This is a genomic window from Peptostreptococcus sp. (assembly GCF_036639115.1).
GTDB lineage: Bacteria > Bacillota > Clostridia > Peptostreptococcales > Peptostreptococcaceae > Peptostreptococcus.
In genome coordinates, this window is the sequence record NZ_JAVWJH010000003.1 from 80249 (window position 1) to 101407 (window position 21159).

Sequence of the window (21159 nt, forward strand, 5' to 3'; positions counted from 1 at the left end):
GATGTATAGCATGGTTAACTTGCTTGATTTTTTAATAAAATAAGTGTATAATAAGATTATCAAATAAATTAGGAGGAAATCAATATGTCAGAAGTTTTATTTACAAAGAATGCTCCAGCAGCAGTTGGTCCATATTCACAGGCTATAAAGGAAGGTAATGTATTATATTGTTCAGGTCAGATTCCACTAGTACCAGAAACTGGTGAATTAGTACAGGGAGATATCAAGGCTCAGGCAGCTCAGGCTTTAAAGAATGTAAAGGCTGTACTTACTGAAGCAGGTGCTAAGGAAACTAATGTAGTTAAGACTACAGTTTACCTAACTGATATGGCAGACTTCGGTGGAGTAAATGAAGTATATGCTGATTTCTTTGGAGATCACAAGCCAGCTAGATCTTGTGTAGCTGTAAAGGAATTACCAAAGGGTGCTAAGGTAGAAGTTGAAGTTTTAGTAGTTCTATAATATTAAAATATTTGGTGTGGGAGATTTATCTCTCACACTTTTTTATTTTAAATAAAAAGACATAAAATTCTTATATAAAATAAAAATTATCTAATGAATTTATTCTAATTGATAAATGTATGAAATAAGTAGTAAATAAATATAAAAATCAAGTAATCTCAATATATATAAGGTGAAATCAAGAAAAAAATTTAGATAATAGATGTATGAAAATATATAACTGAATAATTTTTTCAGATGTTAGGTCTTGCAGTCATATATTATAGATTGTATAATTAAGACAGAGGTGATTATAATGAAGGTTGGTTTAACTATTGAAAAAGATGTTCATGAGAGAATTGAGAGAGATTTGAAAAAAAATGGCTTAAAATTCAATACTTTTATAAATAGATTAATAGAAAGCAATGAAAATTTAGTTCCAGCATACAGTGAAATAGATAAAGACAAAAGAAAAAATAAAACTGTAAATGTGCTCATTAATAAAAAAAATAAGAGCAAGTGGAATGATATTATAAACGAACAAAAAGATAGGCATCAATCTGAAATTTTAAGAGGATACATAGTTTCTTATTTATCTAAGCCACTAAATATCAGAGAGTTAATAATATATAATAGTATAGTTAAGGATCTAGAAAAGTCAATATTAAATAAACAATCTTTGAAGATAAAGTATTTTAAAGATGGTAAGAGTGAGTATAGAATAGTAGAGCCCTACCGTATCAAAACAACAGCAAAAGAGGAATACAATTATTTAATTGCATATTGTAAAAATAAAAAGGATTTTAGAAGTTTTAGAATTTCTAGAATTTTGGAAATTAAATTTAATAAAGTTAGTTTTGAAGATGAAAATTCTGATCTACTTAAAAGAGTAGATGAATATTATGATGCGTTTTTATCGTATGGAGAATATGTAAAAGTTAAATTTAGCGAAGAAGGTATAAAAAATTTAAGTAAAATAACTCTGAATAGACCAATTGAGCTAGATAAAAAGCTAGTATACAAAAGTGAAGAAATAAATAAAATTATAAATCTAGATGAAGATGAATTAAAAGATAAATATACAAAGGTATTTGAGTGTTCGCAGGCACAGGCTGAGGTATACTTCTTCCAATTTTTAGAGGAGGTATTGATAATGAATCCAGAATCACTCAGGGACACTATGGAGTCAAGATTAAAAAAAGCTATAAAATTAATCGAGGAAACTAAGTTTTAATAGAATGAAATAGACATAGTAATATTTTTGTAAAATTAACGATTATATTTTGACAATTGTATATAATTATTATATACTAAAGTATAGAAGGGGAGTAGCGATGTACACCCATGTACAGCCATTATTCGTCAGGACGGTACCTTTGGTACTCGGGTAGTGGAACGAGGATTATTATGCCTTGGCAGCGAGACTTTCAAAATTGGTGAAGTGCGCCTATTTTGAAGTATTGCAGTCGGGCTTTTTTTATTTTAAATAACCTTTTTAGGGTATAATAATAGATATAGTGCTCGCTTGAACCATTTTAGATTAGATAAAAAATAATCTTATTTTAAGGAGGAAATTATGAAAAACAATAGTAATGAAAAACACTATATGATGAGTAGTGAAGAAGCACTAGATTCGCTTTATTCGTTTAAAGATGGATTGAGCAATGAAGAAGCTTCAAAAAGGCTATCAGAATATGGTAAAAATGAATTAAGAGAAAAAAAGGGTGATCCAACCTGGAAGATATTTCTAGAGAGTTTTAAGGATCCTATGGTAATTATTCTTATAGTTGCGGCCTTAATACAGATAGCAACTGGTTCTGTAATAGAATCGCTGATAATATTTCTAGTATTGATACTAAATGCTGTATTAGGAACGGTGCAGACTAAAAAGGCGGAATCATCTATAAATAGCTTAAAGCAAATGTCTGTACCAAATGCTAAAGTAATAAGAAATGGCGAAAAAATAACTATATCTTCAGTAGATGTAGTACCCGGAGATATTATTTTATTGGAAGCTGGAGATTATGTACCAGCAGATGGTAGACTTCTAGAAGCAGAGTCCTTGAAAATTGTGGAAGGAATGTTGACAGGAGAGTCTGAACCAGCAGAGAAAAATACAGAAAGAATAAATGAAGAATGTACTGTAGGTGATAGAATCAATATGGTATATTCAACATCAATGGTAGTTAATGGTAGAGCAACATATGTATGTACGAGCACTGGTATGGATACTGAAATAGGTAAAATAGCAGGTCTTTTGGAAAGTACAGAGACAAAGCAGACGCCACTGCAATCAAATATAGAACAATTCTCTAAAAAGCTAGGAATAGCTATTGTGGCAATGTGTATATTTATTTTTGCAATACAGGTATTTAGAGCTACTAGACACAGTACTGGAGCTGACATGAAGCAAGTAGTTCTTAACTCATTTATGTTTGCAGTTGCAATAGCTGTTGCAGCAATTCCAGAGGCACTATCATCTATAGTTACTATAGTGTTGTCTGCAGGAACAAAGACTATGTCAAAGAAGAACTCTATAATTAGAAAGCTGCCAGCTGTAGAAACATTGGGTTCTACTTCTGTAATATGTACAGATAAGACTGGAACGCTTACAATGAATAAAATGACAGCAGTAGGATACTACACTTATAAAAATGGAAATGAATCAGTTTCAGAAAAAGTAGAAGATAGGGAAGTATTGGAAGATATTTCAATGGATGAATTTTCATCAGAGGCTATGATTAATTATGCAGCAGCATTGTGTAATGACTCAGTTGTAAAAGAAGACGGTCTCGAGCTGGGAGATCCAACTGAAGTTGCCCTTACAGTATTTGCTGATAAGACAGGATACTTGACAAATAGAGTAAGAGAAATATATCCTAGACTTCAAGAGATACCATTTGACTCAGATAGAAAGCTGATGTCAACTGCCCATAATATCAATTCTGAGAATTTGATGTTTACAAAAGGAGCTCCAGACATACTTTTATCTAGATGTACAAAAGTTTTGCAGGGCAATAAAGTAATAGATATGACAGATGAAATTTTAAATAAAATTAAACTTCAAAATGAAAATTATTCAAAAAAAGCACTTAGAGTATTGGCTTTTGGATATAAAATAATGGGCGATGATGTTAAAATTGATGTAAACTATGAAAAAGATTTTATATTTATAGGTCTGATAGCTATGATCGACCCTCCAAGAAAAGAAGTAATACATGCAGTAGAAAAGGCAAAATCAGCAGGTATTAAGCCGATAATGATTACAGGAGACCACAAAACAACAGCTGTGGCTATTGCAGAGGAAATAGGAATATTTGAAAATGGAAATATGGCCTATACAGGATTAGAATTAGATAATATTAGTGATGATCAGCTAGATAAAGATCTAGAAAAAATAAGTGTGTACGCAAGAGTGTCACCACAAAATAAAATTAGAATAGTAGCAGCTTGGCAGAAAAAAAATAAAGTTACGGCTATGACAGGTGACGGCGTAAACGACGCACCAGCTCTTAAAAATGCTGACATAGGTATTGCTATGGGAAGTGGCACAGAAGTTGCTAAAGACGCTTCTGCAATGGTCTTAATGGATGATAACTTCGCCAGTATTATAGATGCAGTAGAGGTTGGTAGAACAGTATATAGTAATATCAAAAAATCAATAACTTACTTGTTCTCAGGAAATCTTGGTGCCATAATATCTATATTATTTGCTGTGTTTGCTGACTGGTCAAACCCATATACAGCACTTCAATTAATATTTATAAATATGGTAAATGACTCTCTACCAGCTATTGCTTTGGGAATGGAGAAGCCAGAAAAGGGAATAATGGAAATATCACCTAGAGAAAAGAATGAAGGTCTATTAGGTGGTGGAACGCTACAATCCATACTATCGCGTGGTATATTTGTAGGTATAGCCGCTATAATAGCACAATATATAGGTATGAAAACATCTTCACAAATGGGTGTAGCACTTGCATTTACAACACTTCTTTTGTCTAGAACTTTCCAGACATTTGCATGTAGATCTGACTTTAATAGTGCATTTTCAGCAGGATTTTTCTCAAACAAATATGTAATTTATGCAGTGTTGATTTGTTTATTACTTTTGGGAATAGTATTGTTACCAAGCGTAAGAGCTATATTTGCTATACCTATGGCATACTCATTTAGAGAATTAGCAATAGCAGTTGGACTTTCTTTAGGAGCAGTATTATGTATGGAAGTAACTAAAAAAATTAGAAAATAATTTATTTATGGATAGGAATATAGAAAAATAAAATTAAGAAAATCATTAATAATTAAGAAAAGTTATCAATAAGACTTGACAAAAATTAAATATTCTTATATTATATAAACAAGGATGATAATTATTATCATCCTTGTTTAGAATAAAAAATAATAATTATAACATTCTTATATCATATATAAAAAAATAATTTGAGGATGTTTTACTTATTCGGATATTAATCAATATAGTTTAATTAGAAAGAGTATATTTTAGGAGGTAATTTATGAGTTTATTAGTGATTGGTGGTCATGAGAGAATGGAGAAAGATTATTACAAATTGGCAAAAAATAAGGGGTATAAGGCGAAGGTATATACAACTATGTCTAGTAAGGTGAAAAATTCAATAGGAAGTCCAGATGCAATAGTGATACTGACTTCTACTGTGTCACACAAAATGACAAAAATTGTAGAATCACATGCAAAAAAAATGTCTATACCTATTATAAGACACAAAAACAGTAGTAAGGTTGCATTTACTAAGTGTCTTGAAGATGTTGATTATTGCCTAGGTAACTGTGCGGAATGTAAGGGATGTAATAAGAACTAGTATTTGATTATAAGTGTATATAAGTATTAGAGGCTGATATAATATTTTAAGAAATATTTTATGTATGATGTCATTATAAAACCCTATGATTGTTTAGGGAAATTAATAGATTTAAGAAATGTTAATAAAAATGAGTATAAATTATAATATTTAATAGATAAAAAGACTAGGAATATTTTCCTAGTCTTTTTTACTTTATTTATTGTCTTTATTTATTGTCTTTGGAATCTTTTATGACAGGTATTCGTTTTGTAGAGTCACTGTTATCTACAGTGCTTTCTTTATAGCTTGCCTTTGATTTTGAAGTTGATTTTTCTTTTGTATTAAGTTTTTTTCTTTTTTTAGACTTACGGTCCTTAGAGTTATCAATATTTTCATCAGGAGCCGAACTATCAAGGTCTTTTGGAACAATATCATCAACGTTCATTTCAGATTTTCTATTAGACGTTCTCTCGCTTCTAGCCTTTTTGTCAGCTTTTCTTTCTTTTCTAGATTTTTTTTCTTTTTTATCTGAGTTTTTCTTAAAGCTATCTCTTAATATTCCTATTATAAGCATTATAACAGCAAGAACTATTATAATAGGTATTCCCAATATAATAACTTTTGAAGGGATAAAACTGATTTTACTACTTATTTGTTTATCTAAGAACTTATAGAAGTTACTAGATTCAAAAGTTTTTACTATATCTGATGAGAATATATTCTTAAAGAAATCTCCTATACCATAAAAAATACCTATAAATCCATTGAAGGAATTGGATACTTCAGTCTTTACTTTGTCAGAAGTTTTAGATTCATCCTTTGTTTCTTTTGAACTTTTACTATTATTGTTTTCATTGTCTTTTGCTTCTTTTTCTTTTTTATCAGAATCTTTTTTATTAGTTTTTTTCGATTCATCTTTACTAATTTTTTTATCGGAAGAAGCCTTTTTAGGATCTTCTTTTTTTGAATTTCCAAAAGGTAGCATACTCATCATGTATTGAGTATATGTTTTTGATTCATTCTCTGCTACCAAGCCTATACTAGAGACCATATCACCATCTTCAAAGATATTTAAAGTACCAATGATATCACCCTTTTTAACGGGCATTTTCAAATTTTCAAAATCTAACTTGGTTTTATAATCTTTTTTAGAAGTGTTATCATTCTTTGGTATTGTTATGATGTAGTCATTGGCAAGGCTGTATTTTATAGAAGAAGGTGTAGAAAACTTTACTTTTTTCTCGCCTTTCATATCTTCTTTCTTAAAAATAGTAACTACCTTAAATCCATCAAATCCATAATCTAACAGGGCTCTCGAATCATGGTACAAACTTCCTCCTGGAGAACCAAATACACCAGCAACTAGCCTTACACCATTTTTTTGTGCAGTTGATACAAGACAGTTTCCAGCATCATCTGTATATCCAGTTTTTATTCCATCAACTATATCATATTTGATTGGAACTTCTTTGCCCTTATACTCCATATTTTGTTTACAAGCTAAAAATTTGTTGCTATTAAACATCTGTCTATCAAGCTTACAATTATCACCTTTTTTGAAACTGACTTCCTTTGTTGAAACAATTTTTTTGATCGTTTCATCACCGAATGCTACTCTAGAAAGATTTGTCATATCTAGTGCAGTTGTATAATGTTCCTCATCTGGAAGACCATGTGGATTGTTAAAATGTGTATGCAGTGCACCATATTTTTTGGCTTCTTCATTCATATATTTAATAAAGTTATCTGCATTGCCATCTCCATAGTGTCTAGCCAAAACATACGCAACGTCATTTGAAGAGTGTATCAAGAGAGCTTGTAAAAGTTCCAAAACAGTGAACTTTTCTCCATTTTCGAGATACATACTAGAACCTTCTACAGTTGGCATATCTTTAATCTCTATAATTTCATTGACATCATCAGCTTTTTTTAGAACACAAAAGGCAGTCCATATTTTAGTAGTTGAGGCAGGATACATTTTTGTATCAGCATCCTTTTGGTATAATACCTTTCCAGAATTATAGTCCATCAAAACCATATGCTTTGACGGTAATGAATCTAATTCAGTTTTTTCATCTGCAAAAACACCTACTGCTGAGCTAGATAATAAAGCTACACATAGTATAGTTGCTGAAAAAATGGAAATAAATTTTTTGAGCATAATTTTTATAGGATGCATTGTACTAATACATCAAAATTTGTTTATAAAAAATATAAGATTGCTGTAATATACCTCTTATAAGACATATTTGTACTACGCATCGACCTCCTTTGCCTATTTATATTTAAATATAGTTCGCAAAAATAGTATATCACATATTTCCTTATTTTTGGTGTAGAAATTTCAAATTAATGACTATATATATATGAATAGATTGCTTTATATATTAGAGAATCTAATAATAATTAGTTTTTAAAGGAAATTTGAATTTATATAAAAAACATATAAGTTATATTTTAAAATGAATAATTATATAATAGCAAGATGAGAAATTATGTAAATAGAAAATAGAATTAAAAATAATAAGAAAATTGTTATACATAGCAAATTCAAAAGAATTATGTGTATTTAGAATTAGATGGAGGATAAAATGGGTAAAAATAAAGAGAGAGAAAAATTAGATATTTTTAAAAATAAACTTTCAGAAATTGATAAGAAAAAAGCTATTATAACGTTTATAATTATAATTTTTTTGCTTTATAAGATCATATTTTCTGGTGGACTTGGACTATTGGATAGAAGAGAAAAATTAAATGAGTCAAGTAACTCTGAAATAAATTATTCAATTGATAAAAAAGATGGGGTTGTATTAGATAGTGAAAAAAAGAAAGTTGGCAAGGAGAATGTACTATCACAAAATAATAAAAAAAGTGGAAATATAACGATATATATAACAGGAGCTGTTGCCAACCCAGGTGTAATAAGCTTGGATTCAAATATGAGATTAGATGATGCATTAAAAAAGGTAGGTGGTACGACTAAGGATGCAGATATTAATAGAATAAATTTGGCTATGAATCTTGAGGATTCTCAGCATTATATTATCCCTTACATTGGTCAAGATGATAAAGGCAGTAGAGAAGATGACCTATCTGCTGTTAGTTCCAATGGTATAAAATCTCCAAATGTAACAGCTGATAATAATACCAACAATTCATCTAATTCAAGCTCAAAAGAATCTAAAATCAATATAAATTCTGCCGATGAAAACCAACTACAAACAATAACTGGTGTTGGACCATCTACTGCCAAAAAAATTATTGACTACAGAGAAAAAGAAGGGAAATTTTCGAGTATAGATGATATAAAAAATATTTCTGGAATAGGCGATAAAAAATTTGAAAACATGAAAGAATATATTGATATAAAATAATTTTCAAAAATATTAGCCAACGGGAAAGGTTGATATTTAAGGTAGAGTATTCTTTAATATTGATATAGCTATTCTCTATAAGGGATAATTGAAGATCAAATAAATAATAGTTGAAATAAATCATCATTACTATTTAGACTTATAGAATTGAATATATTTTTGTGTTATAATTGTAGTATGAAAAAGTGTCTAATTGTGGTTTTAATGAAGGTTACTGGAGGACAAAAAATGTTACTTTTAAATAGAGAAGATATAGAAAAAATTTTTACAATGAAAGATGCCATAAAGGCAGATAAATTAGCTTATTCAATATTCAGTAAGGGAAAGAGTATATCTCCTTTGAGAACAAATTTTGCATCAGAAAATGCAAATGGAAATATACTTTTTATGCCTGGATATGTAGGCGATATAGGAGTTGCAGGGCTAAAAATAGTATCTGTATTTCCTGATAACACAAAACAAAACTTACCAGTTACACCAGGAACAGTATTGTTAGTTGATGACAAGACTGGAGTGGTTAACTGTATATTAGATGGAACATATGTTACAGAAATTAGAACAGGGGCAGCTTCAGGTTCAGCTATAGATCTTCTTGCTCGCAAAGGATCAGAAACCGCAGCTTTGATAGGTACAGGTGGACAGGCTGAGTCTCAATTTGATGCTATAGTTGCTGGATGTGATACTGTGAAGGTGGTCAAAGTACACTCTAGAACTCAAGCAAAGAGGGAAGCTTTTGCCAAAAAGATGCAAGATAAATACTCAGGCAAGATAAAAGTAATAGCTTCTAACAGTGCTGATGAAGCAGTGTTAGATTCAGATATAGTAGTACTGGTAACGACTTCTACTAAAGCAATTATCAATGGTGATAATTTAAAGAAGGGTGCACTTGTATGTGGAGTAGGTTCTTATATGCCTACTATGCACGAAATAGATGAAAAAACTCTTATGAAGGCAGATAAAATATACTTTGACTCAAAAGAAGCAGTATTATCAGAGGCAGGTTGTATTATAACACCTTTAAAAGAAGGCAAAATATCAGAAGCTGATTTTACAGGTGATCTTGGAGACATGATTAATGGAAAAATTATTTCAAGAGAAAATGATGATGAAATAATTGTATTCAAGTCAGTTGGAATAAGTACACAGGATGTAGTAACAGGAAAAGCTATATATGACAAGGCAAAAGAAGAAAAAGTTGGTTATGAATTTTAAAGAAAGATAGAATTTGTTTCTTTCATAAATATAAATATTTAATATTCTATTTATAGCAAGAGCTGAGATATAGATAATAAATATTTTTATAAAATAAAACATTTATTATTAGTTTAAAATATAAGAGGAAAATGCCACCGATTTTTTGGAATGCAATCCTCTTATTATTTTTTTAAGGAGAAAAAATGGCAAAAGAATATAAAAAATTGACAGACATGACAAAAGCAGGAGGCTGAGCAGCTAAAATAGGACCAGAAGAGCTGGCTACAGTTCTTGCAAAATTACCACAAAATACAAGTGACAAGGTAAGTAATCTTATGGTAGGACTTGATACTGCTGATGATGCGGCTGTATATAAGTTGACTGATGATTTGGCATTGATACAGACTTTGGACTTTTTCACACCGATGGTGGATGATCCATATATATTTGGACAGATTGCTGCAGCAAATGCACTATCAGATGTATATGCTATGGGTGGAGAACCTACTGTTGCTATGAATATAGTATGCTTCCCATCTTGTCATGATATGAATGTATTGGCAGAAATACTTAGAGGTGGAGCAGATAAGGTAAATGAAAGTGGATGCCTTCTTGTAGGTGGACATACTGTAGATGATCAGGAACCTAAGTATGGTTTATCAGTATCGGGAATAGTTCACCCAAATAAAGTACTTGCAAATTCTACAGCAAAGGCTGGTGATAAGCTAGTTCTAACAAAACCAATAGGTGCAGGAATTATGAATACGGCTATGAAGGCAGAACTTGTAGATAAGGAAACATCTAATCATGTAATAGAGGTAATGATTCACCTAAATAAATATGCAGCAAAAAGCTTGGATAAATTTCCAGTAAACTCTGTAACAGATATTACTGGTTTTGGCCTTTTAGGACATTCTCTTGAGATGGCAAAGGCGTCAGAGGTAACTATATCAATTGATTCTAAGAGTGTTCCTATTATGAATCATGCACTAGATTTTGCCAGAATGGGTATAATACCCGAGGGTGCATACAAAAATATGGGTTATGTTCAAGATGATACATATATATCTGAAAATGTAGAAGAGGCTCTTTCAGATATTTTCCACGACCCACAGACATCTGGGGGATTATTGATATCACTTCCAAGCGAATATGCAGATGAAATTGTAAAGGATATGTTATTAAATGGAACAATATCTGCTGCAGTAATAGGAGAAGTCATTCCAAAACAAGAAAAATATTTAGAAGTACATTAATTGAATATTATAGTATAATATATATATGGTGCACCTAGTAGTAATACTGGGTGAGTCTATATAGAAACTATTATAAGATATTAAAAAATAAAATCTGAAGTTTGGAGAAGGTATAAAATATGAATGATAATAATAAAAAAGAATTATTCGCAGTTCTTCCATCAGTTGATGAAGTATTAAGCGACAATAGAATAATAGAGTTGTGTACAAAATTACCTAGAAGTATAGTATTGGATTCAATAAGAACTACTGTAGACAAGTATAGAAAGTTAATAGTTTCTATCGATGATAAAGAAATAGAAACATTTAAATTAGAAGAGGAAGATATTATAATAGAAAGCATTAATTTGGCACAAAAGTCATATGAACTATCTTTGAAAAAAGTTATAAATGCCACTGGCATTGTTGTTCATACTAATCTGGGAAGGTCTTTACTTAGCGAAAATATAAAAGAAGAGCTATGGAATGCAGCTTCAAGATATTCAAATCTAGAATATAATATAGATGAAGGTCATAGAGGATCTAGATACAATCATTTAACAGCAATGATTAAAAGAATTACAGGGGCAGAAGATGTCTTGGTAGTAAACAATAATGCAGCAGCAGTTTTATTGGTTTTAAGTACAATGGCAAAGGGTGGAGAAGCTATTGTTTCAAGAGGAGAACTAGTAGAAGTTGGTGGTGCTTTTAGAATACCAAGTATTATGTCTCTTAGTGGTGCGGATTTGGTAGAGGTAGGATCAACAAATAAAACACACTATAATGATTATGAGGACGCAATTACAGAAAATACAAAAGTATTGATGAAGGTTCATACAAGTAACTATAGAATAGTCGGTTTCTCAGAAGATGTAGGACTTGAGCAAATGAGAGAATTGGGAGATAAATATGACTTACCTGTAGTTGAGGATTTGGGCAGCGGTGTATTTGTAGATCTTTCTAAGTATGGCATGTCATACGAACCAACAGTATTTGACTCAATCAATAAAGGTGTTGATGTGGTTAGTTTTAGCGGAGACAAAATGCTAGGTGGACCACAGGCAGGTATTATTGTAGGAAAGAAAAAATATATAGAAAAAATGAAAAAAAATCAGCTTACAAGAGCTCTTAGAGTAGACAAAATGACAATAGCAGCGCTAGAAGCTACCTTAAGATTTTATCTTGATGAGCAGAAAGCTATAAAAAATATACCTACACTAAGAATGCTTACATATACATATGATGAGCTAAGAGTAAAAGCTGAAAATCTTTTGAAAACGATAAAATCAGCCTTACTAGAGAAATCTATATCAGTTGATTTATCAATTGAGGACTGCAAAGGTCAAGTTGGTGGGGGATCTATGCCTACTGAGGAATTAAATTCAGTAGCAGTAGCTATTAAACCAGAAAAAATGAGTGTAGGTCACTTTGAAGAAAAACTAAGACTTAGTGATTCACATATAATAGCAAGAGTTTATGATGATAAATACATCCTAGATGTCAGAACAATTTTTGAAGATCAATTTGAAGAAATTGCTTTAGAAACAGTTAAGGCTTTAGGAGGGGATAATTAATGAAACATATAGTAGTAGGTACAGCAGGACATATTGATCATGGAAAGACGAGCCTTATAAAAGCTCTTACAGGAAGAGCAACTGATACGCTTGATGAAGAAATAAAAAGAGGTATATCTATAAATTTAGGCTTTACTTATTTTAATCTACCAAGTGGTAAAAATGTTGGTATTGTTGATGTTCCAGGTCATGAAAAATTCATCAAAAATATGTTAGCAGGAGCATCAGGGCTAGATATGGTATTATTAGTAATAGCTGCAGATGAAGGTATGATGCCTCAAACTATAGAACATATAGATATATTGTCTTACTTAAACATTAAAAAAGGCTTAGTAGTAATGACTAAGTGTGATATGGTAGATGACGAGATGATTGAACTAGCAGAAGATGACATTAGAGAAGGTCTAGTAGGAACATTTCTTGAAGGATCAGATATAATAAGAGTAGATTCTTTATCCAAAAGAGGTATACCTGAGTTAATTCAAAAAATAGATGAAATGAGCGATGAGGTAGAAGAGAAAAATAATCATCTGCCTGCTAGATTAAATATAGATAGAGTATTTTCTATTAAGGGGTTTGGAACGGTTGTTACTGGAACTATTATTGAAGGACAAATAAAATTAAATGATGAACTTGAAATATATCCAAGGGCCAAAAAGGCGGTTGTTAGAAATATTCAAGTACATGGTAATAATGAAGAAGAAGCATTTGCAGGTCAAAGAACTGCGATAAATCTAGCAAATATCAAAGTGAATGATATTGAAAGAGGAGATATTTTGGCAGCTCCAGACTCCCTGCTTGAATCTATGATGATAGATGTCAAAATAAAACTTTTAAATCACGAAGGCTGTAAAATAGAAAATTGGGATAGATTAAAATTATATCATGGTACAAGAGAAATCTTATGTAGAGCAGTGCCTTTAGAAAAAGAAATAATGAAAGCTGGAGATGAAGGATTTGTACAATTAAGGCTTGAAGAAAAGATCGTTTGTAAAAAACAAGACCCTTTTGTAATCAGAACTTATTCCCCAATGGATACAATTGGTGGTGGAGTAATCATTGATGTTTCCAAAGAAAAGCATAGTATCAATAAATATATTGGAAGTGTAATAGAAGAGCTTAAAATTAAGGAATCAGGTGATGAAAAATCAATACTAGAAGTATTTTTGAAAAATAATTCGTCAACTTATCCAAAAATATCTGATATGATGAGCTATGTAAGTCTATCTAAGGGAAAAATAGAAGAGATATTAAGTGAGTTAAAAGTAGAAGGCAAAATATCTGAAATAAATAATAGAGTAGTACATAAAGAGTATTTTGATTTCCTAGAATCAAAACTCATAAGAATACTAGAAAAATATCATAAAGAAAACCCTCTTAAAACGGGCATGTTGAAACAAGAAGCAGGTACAAAAGTTGATTCATCATTTAAGGCGAAAGATATAGATGGATTTTTATCGCTTGTGCTTGATAATGATAGAATAAAAATTGTAAACAATCTCGTTTCTTTGAAAGAATTTAGTGTAGAATTAAATGATGAACAAAAGAAATTAAAATTACAATTAGATAAGAAATTAAATTCTATGGGATATAATGACATCTCAACAATTGATGATATCTGTGATGGAGATAAGGCAAAAAAAGAAGTATTAGACTCGATGATTGGTTCGGAAGTTCAACTTTTAGACGATGAATATATTATATCAACAAAACTATATGAAGAAGCAAAGACGAAGATGGTAGATTTCATTCAGAAAAATGGTGAAATGAGTCTTGCAGAGTTTAGAGATATGATGGATTCTAGCAGAAAAATTTGCATGATAATACTTGAAAGTTTCGATAAACAAAAGATAACTAAAAGAGTGGAAAATAAGAGAGTGTTATATTAATTGATTTTAAATAATGGATAGGGGATTCCTATCCATTATTTTGTGTATTTGTAATGTATTTATTAGACAAGAGTTCATTTATATAAATCTAGAAAGTGTGTATATAATTAGTCTTATTTATCTAGAAAATGTGTATATAATTAGTCTTATTTTTAAATTTTATAAGGATTATTACTAGTATTTTTATGGCTAGTTACAAAGTTCATACATTTTCTTTGCAAATTCTTCAGCGTTTTTCTTTTTTTCAGTATTCATAAAGTCATGATTGTATCCGAGATTCCTCTCAGCAAGCATACCCAAATATTCTAGCTTTGAATGTTTACAGTATCTTTTCATTCCAGTTTCAAAAAGGTCTGCTCCTTTTTCAGGTCTATAACCGCAAGTTGTAATAATGGATAATTTCTTACCTTCCCATAGAGAAGGTCCTTTTTTTTCTCCATAATATTTATTCATACCATAGACTAAACGATCTAAGAGTGCCTTCATAGGTGCAGTGCAATACCAAGAATATATAGGTGTAGCTAATATTATTAGGTCGGACTCTAGTATTTTATCAAAAATTTCTGCGACATCATCATTGTGAAAACATCCAAACTTTGTCCAATCATTTTGACATACTCTGCATGAAATACAAGGACTAATTTCTTTATCGTGCAGCCAAACTGTTTCTACTTCTACATCATCTCTTGCAAGTTCACTTACAAATGGGTCTAGTAATGAAGCAGTATTGCCATCCTTTCTTGGACTTCCCATCAAAATATATACTTTCATATAATACCTCCGTAAAAAATAATTGATTTATATAATTTATTATAAATAAATAGATAGATAGAGTAGACTCTAATACCTATATACTAAATATAACAGAATATTAGAAATAATAATACTTATATCTTGAATAAGTATAAAATATTTACAAATAATAGATTGAATTATGTAAGAAATAATGGGAGGTCGATTGATATAGATTATAGAGGAAATGTCATAGATTGAACATATGTGTGTTTGTCGAACAAATAAATATTTTTTTGTGTAATAAGCACATATTTAATTGAAGTTTGTACCTTAAAATCATTATAAAATTACTGCGAACTAAGAGCTTTAATAAGTATACTATAAAAAGCATCAAATAAAAAAAGAAGACAGATTATCTGTCTTCTTTTATATAAAAAGTAATTTACTTCTTTTGTCCATCCTTTAAGAATCTAATTCTTTCGATGTGCATAGTATCTAATGAAGTATCAGTCTGATGATATACTGGTATATTCATCTTTGGAGCAATACCCATAACTGTATTTGTACAGTCAGTACAGTTTGAAATAAGAACTGTCTGAGCACCAGCCTTCTTTAGAGCAAGCATCTTCTGAGCCTGTCCTGGGCAATGTCCTGGGTTTTCACACTTTAATGCGCCACCCTTACCTTCGATTGCTTGCTTACATCTTTCAACACCTACTACTGTAGATCCCATGTAACCAGCGATTTCTCTTAATCTATCTTCGTTACCACCACAAGCACAAACCAATAGACCCATCTTTCTGTCATCCTTTGGATATGGCTTAGTAACTAATATACCACCTGTAGTCTTAGTTGTAACTGCATCTAAGTTAGTAGATTTTCCTGTGAAAGGTCCACCCATGATTATTTCGCCGTATTCGCCGTGCTTAAATAATCCGCCAGCTCTTTCTATTAAATCTCCAACTCTTGTACCAATTGGAACGTTCTTGAATATTTCAAGAGCATTAGCAGTGTTTAAGTATCCAGCTACTGTTAAGTCCTTTTCGATTAAAGGCTTAAGTTCATCAACTGCACTAGCTACTGCACACATTGTTTCAGAGTTTATTACTACAGCATTTGCTTCTGCTGGTAGCTTATCAGTTTCAAGAACAATTCCTAAACATTCTCTAACGATAGCTCTTTCTTCTCCCATTGGGTACATATCTGGTAATATATGTACAGAGATTCTTTCATCATCTATTATTTCTTGCATTGTTAGTATTTCTTTTTCGTGAATTTCCTTTATAGCAAATACACCGTGAGCTGCATTACAAGATTCCATGCAAAGCTTCATACCTCTTAGTAGTTTTTCAGGTTCTGCAAGTAATTGCTGCATATTGTGAGTTAATATTGGTTCACATTCAGCTGCATTACATAGAACGTATCCAGTTCCACCAAGATCAGTACCTAACTTGATATGAGCTGGGAAACCAGCACCACCAAGACCAACGATACCTGCATTTTTAACTGTTTCTGCTATAGTTGCGCCCTTTTCAATTTTAACAAAGTCTTCACCTTGTACTTCATTTGGCTGTATAACGATTTCATCTTCAGTAACTTCTATAACCTTACCATCTACACTGGCATGTAGGTAAGCACCTAAACCTTCGAAATCTGCTACTAGCTGTCCTCTCTTAACTTCGTCTCCAACTTTGACTACTGGAGAATTCTTTGCGCCAATATTCTGCTTTAATAATAAGTGAATAGTATTTGACATAATCCTGCCTCCTTAAAATAATAAATTGTATGTAGTGTTAATAATCTGTAGTTTATTTGTAAGTGTATTAGTTTTATTAAGTATCGCTTAGCTAACCACTTTAGACTAAAAGTCAAAAGCATATGAGCCGCTAGTGTTTAAGTTTATATGTTTTATTTAAAATATTAACATAAAATGATGTGGGTAAAGAACTGTTTATAGCAAGCTCATCTACTCACGTTCCTATTATATCATATAATGGATAAAAGTTAATAGTGTATTTATAAAAGTTAATTTATTAATTTGTAAATATATAAAAAAACGTCTTAATATCATAGATATTTTTATATATAAGAAAAAAAGGTCTTAAAAGATACTATATATAATGTAGAGAATAATAATAAAATATGTTTTTTTGAAAGTCAAAAGCTTGTATAGCATGACTTATAGCGAATATGTTAGCATGAAAAAGCAAAATTTATGGGCAAAGAAAAAAACAGATACAAATTAATTGATTAAAAATAGATAAATTAATATATAATTACATATTATCATAAATTAGAAAAAATACTCAAAATTATATCTATAATCATTATAGATATCATCTATTAAAGATATGGGCTAAATCATAATAACTAAAAATAGTACTATTAATAGAAAAATCTAAAAAAACTATGATAGAATAATAAATAGAACTGATTTTTAATAAAAATTATACTTTATTGTATATTTTCTGAACTAATATCAGAAAATATATAGATTTAAGAGCTAATATGGTATATTATGTTTCTAGTAAGAAATAGTTGGATCTTGTGTAGTTACTAGTGTATATGAAACAATATTATTTATTTGTTTTTAATTTAAAATTAAGAATATGGGTCAAGCAAATATATTCATTAAAAAACACGAATAATTAGATTATAGAAGACAACTTCTTGTGATATAATTGAATAAATAGATAATAGATATTGGAGGTGTATATATGTTTGGTGTCCCCATCAAAGAATCTTTTGAAAATGTAATTCAGAAGGATTTTAAAGTTGTAAAAGACTACTGTACTATAGGCGAAGTGTTTGAATACATGGTAACCGAGAATAAACTAATTATAGTAATGGATAGTCTTAGTAATACAATTGCAGGTTACTTGTCTATTTTAGATATGTCGGAAATAATTGAAAGATATGATTTTAAATATAGAGATGTTGAAGTAAAGAGTGTATTAAATAGGGATTTTAAGCTAGTTAGTAGCGATTATGATTTTTCATCTTTTAGAGATTTATTGGATAATGGAGCATATGTAAACATTATTATAGATGATGATGAAAAAATTGTTGGCTATATGACAGAGAAGAATATAAAATACAATAATTATTCTACATTAGAGGAGAAGTTTGTAACTCTAAAATATGTTACGCAACAAATAAATGAAGGTATAGCTGCTATCGATAAAAATGGAGTAGTAATACTTTGGAATAAATTTATGGAAGAAAGATATGATATTCGCGCCAGCGATATGGTTGGTGAGAAAATGAATGATTTTCTAGAAGACACAATTATGGAGAGAGTGTTGACCACTAGAGAAAGTATGAATGATTTTTATTATTCTAAGAAGATTGATGATAATACAGATTTATACGGATTTGTTCAAGCGAACCCTATATATTTCAATGATGAATTTGTTGGAGTTGTATGTACTGAGGTGGATATTACAGATGCAACAAAGTTATCTCAAGAGCTAGAAGTTGCAAATGACAGATTAGCATATTTAGAAGATGAAGTAAAATCACTTTCAAAGAGCGAGTTTGACCAGATATTAGGTAAGAGTTATCCGTTTGAAAAGGCAAAAAATATTGCCAAGCAAGTAGCCAAAACTAACAGTTCTATAATGTTAAATGGTGAGAGTGGTACTGGTAAGGAAGTGTTTGCAAGGGCTATACATAAGTATAGCGAGAGAGAAGGACCGTTTATACCAGTAAACTGCAGTGCAATACCTCAAGAATTATTTGAAAGTGAATTTTTTGGGTACGCGCCAGGAGCATTTACAGGAGCAACAAAGAATGGTAAGAGTGGTATTTTTGAACTAGCAAATAACGGTACGGTATTTCTAGATGAAATTGGAGATATGCCACTAAATATGCAAGTCAAACTACTAAGAGTTCTTCAGGAAAGAGAATTCATGAGAGTTGGTGGCAGAGAAATGATCAAAGTGAATGTGAGAATAATTTCTGCAACCAATAAAGATTTAAAAGAAATGGTAAGAGAAGAAAAATTTAGAGAAGACTTATTTTATAGATTGAATGTAGTTGAAATAAAGTTACCACCATTAAGAGAAAGAAATGAAGATGTAGGAATATTGATATATCATTTCTTAGAAGAGCAGTGTAAAGAAAATGCTAAGCCTTTTCTTAAGATAAGTAAAGAGGCATTTAAGGTACTAGAAAAATATAGATGGAAGGGTAATATAAGAGAATTAAAAAATACAATAGAAAATATGGTAGTTTTATCATCTAGACCAACTTTGGAAGTAGATGATATACCAGAGTATATAATTGAGGCTGTAAAGAAGCCTACAAATGTAGTGTATCCGATGGACTTAAACAGGGCTATTGAAATATTAGAGATTAATAAAATAAATGAAGCTCTTGAAATGTCAAAGGGAAATAAGAGTAAAGCTGCTAAAATATTGAATATACCTAGAACTACCTTGTATTATAAAATCAATCAATATGATATAGACAATTAAAATAAATATACTAAAAATGTTTAGAATGTAAATGTAAAAAGGGTGTTTAAATTTATACAGTATTACTGTAAGAAAATTGAACATCTTTTTTTGTGTTTTAAAATATTGACTTAATTTATTTAAATAAGGTCAACATAAAAAAATATATGAAAAAACGATAAAAAATTAAAAAATACATTTGAAAATAAAATATATATAAAAAATAAGATATAAAAAATGTTATACGAATATAAGAATTATTATGTAAAATTGCTTTAATATAAGCGAGAAAACGTTTAAACGTCTAAAAATGATACATATGTTCAAAAAACGAACACAAAAAGTGTTGAGTAAAAAAAGAAATAAAAAATAAAAATAAAAATAATAAAGATGATAGATAAAAACTGTAATATAATTAGGTAAAATAGATAAAAACTTTAAAAAGTGCAAAATAACATAAGTTGGCATGAAAATTGCTTATATAGATGTCGAGTGTTTATTTTGTGAAAACAAATAGTAGTGTTTGTATGTGTAGTTTTGAAAGTTTAGATATTTACTCATATATATTAATAAATATATATAATAGTTAATGCATACTTAACTTTAAGAGGGATTAAGCTAAACTAAAGTGTTATTAGAAATACCAAGGATATATAGTAAGTGATAGAAAATCGATATAAGATTTAAAAATTTTATAAGATTTAAAAATTTTATAAAATATAATTTAAATTGATATTTTAAACAAAGTTTAAAAAGTCGAAAAATTGAGTTAAAAAACAACTGAAAAACATTTGAAATATTATGTCTGATTTCTGACAAAAAGGCGGAAAACTGACATAAAAAGTTTTTCCTACATGATAAACGTTTACACATAAGTGTTTTACACGTATGTAGTCTTTTATGCGGAAAAATAAAAAAAGTTTTTAGTAGTTTTTTTTATAAAAATTGTCGGCAAACAGACACATTGAAAAAATACATCTTAGTTATAGATATTTTCTATTCATGTTAAAGCAACAATTGTAAAAGTATATATTTAAAAAAATAAGTAAATATACTTAATTACTTTTTTATAATAAAAATGAAAAAGTTGGCATTAAGTTTGCTATATATAGAGGTGGTAGTATGTTTTGTTTAAGTAGTTGTTTAAAGGGTGTTAAATAAGGAGTATTTGTATTATAATAGAATTAACAGTATAATAATATAATATAGGTATCTCAACAAAAGTGTGACGATGTCACTAAGAAGTACAGATAAATATCTACTTTGTATATCATGGAAGATATTTATGTTTTGCAGATCTATTTTAAGATCAATTCACAAAAAAATATATATAAGGAAAAACCGTTTTACTATAATTAAAAAACACAATAGACAATTTTTTGCGGTGGGAATTATATATATTTGTTATAAATTAAATTTTAACTTTTAAGGAGGTTT

General features: G+C 29.8%; 13 protein-coding genes. 10 read left to right on the forward strand and 3 right to left on the reverse strand.

What is annotated here, in order from left to right; all coding sequences use genetic code 11:
* Positions 1-84: 84 nt before the first annotated feature.
* From RR561_RS04685 to RR561_RS04700, 4 genes are all read left to right on the forward strand, one after another.
* Positions 85-462 (forward strand): RidA family protein, encoded by a 378-nt coding sequence (locus tag RR561_RS04685; RefSeq protein ID WP_332506376.1) that lies wholly within the window; start codon positions 85-87, stop codon positions 460-462.
* A gap of 295 nt (positions 463-757) precedes the next feature.
* Entirely contained in the window at positions 758-1675 is a 918-nt protein-coding gene (locus RR561_RS04690; protein WP_332506378.1) for a WYL domain-containing protein, read from the forward strand.
* 342 nt (positions 1676-2017) lie between these two features.
* A complete protein-coding gene (locus RR561_RS04695) occupies positions 2018-4693 on the forward strand; it encodes a cation-translocating P-type ATPase (RefSeq protein ID WP_332506379.1) in 2676 nt (891 codons plus the stop codon).
* A gap of 265 nt (positions 4694-4958) precedes the next feature.
* Entirely contained in the window at positions 4959-5282 is a 324-nt protein-coding gene (locus RR561_RS04700) for a DUF2325 domain-containing protein (RefSeq protein WP_332506380.1), read from the forward strand.
* A 208-nt stretch (positions 5283-5490) separates the two neighbouring features.
* On the opposite strand, the gene RR561_RS04705 is transcribed toward RR561_RS04700, so the two are convergent.
* A complete protein-coding gene (locus RR561_RS04705; RefSeq protein WP_332506382.1) occupies positions 5491-7425 on the reverse strand; it encodes a D-alanyl-D-alanine carboxypeptidase family protein in 1935 nt (644 codons plus the stop codon).
* A gap of 430 nt (positions 7426-7855) precedes the next feature.
* On the opposite strand from RR561_RS04705, the gene RR561_RS04710 reads away from it, so the two are divergent.
* The 5 genes from RR561_RS04710 to selB all read left to right on the forward strand — a co-directional run bounded on the left by RR561_RS04710 (position 7856) and on the right by selB (position 14530).
* A complete protein-coding gene (locus RR561_RS04710) occupies positions 7856-8638 on the forward strand; it encodes a helix-hairpin-helix domain-containing protein (protein WP_332506384.1) in 783 nt (260 codons plus the stop codon).
* 228 nt (positions 8639-8866) lie between these two features.
* Positions 8867-9850 (forward strand): hypothetical protein, encoded by a 984-nt coding sequence (locus RR561_RS04715; RefSeq protein ID WP_332506386.1) that lies wholly within the window; start codon positions 8867-8869, stop codon positions 9848-9850.
* Positions 9851-10035: 185 nt separating this feature from the next.
* The gene (selD, locus tag RR561_RS04720) at positions 10036-11088 is read left to right on the forward strand and encodes a selenide, water dikinase SelD (protein ID WP_332506388.1); all 1053 of its coding nucleotides are present in this window, start codon (positions 10036-10038) and stop codon (positions 11086-11088) included.
* Between the two features lie 119 nt (positions 11089-11207).
* A complete protein-coding gene (selA, locus tag RR561_RS04725) occupies positions 11208-12641 on the forward strand; it encodes an L-seryl-tRNA(Sec) selenium transferase (protein ID WP_332506389.1) in 1434 nt (477 codons plus the stop codon).
* Complete coding sequence (selB, locus tag RR561_RS04730) at positions 12641-14530, forward strand: selenocysteine-specific translation elongation factor (RefSeq protein WP_332506391.1); 1890 nt, start codon at positions 12641-12643, stop codon at positions 14528-14530. Before selA ends, selB begins: the two co-directional genes overlap by 1 nt.
* A gap of 189 nt (positions 14531-14719) precedes the next feature.
* Here selB and RR561_RS04735 read toward each other — a convergent pair whose 3' ends face one another.
* Positions 14720-15301: a flavodoxin family protein gene (locus tag RR561_RS04735; protein WP_332506392.1), complete on the reverse strand. Its 582-nt coding sequence runs from the start codon at positions 15299-15301 to the stop codon at positions 14720-14722.
* A 406-nt stretch (positions 15302-15707) separates the two neighbouring features.
* On the reverse strand, positions 15708-17021 hold the full coding sequence (prdC, locus tag RR561_RS04740) for a proline reductase-associated electron transfer protein PrdC (RefSeq protein WP_332506394.1): 1314 nt from the start codon (positions 17019-17021) through the stop codon (positions 15708-15710).
* Between the two features lie 961 nt (positions 17022-17982).
* Here prdC and RR561_RS04745 point away from each other — a divergent pair.
* Entirely contained in the window at positions 17983-19743 is a 1761-nt protein-coding gene (locus RR561_RS04745) for a sigma 54-interacting transcriptional regulator (RefSeq protein WP_332506395.1), read from the forward strand.
* Positions 19744-21159 lie beyond the last annotated feature (1416 nt).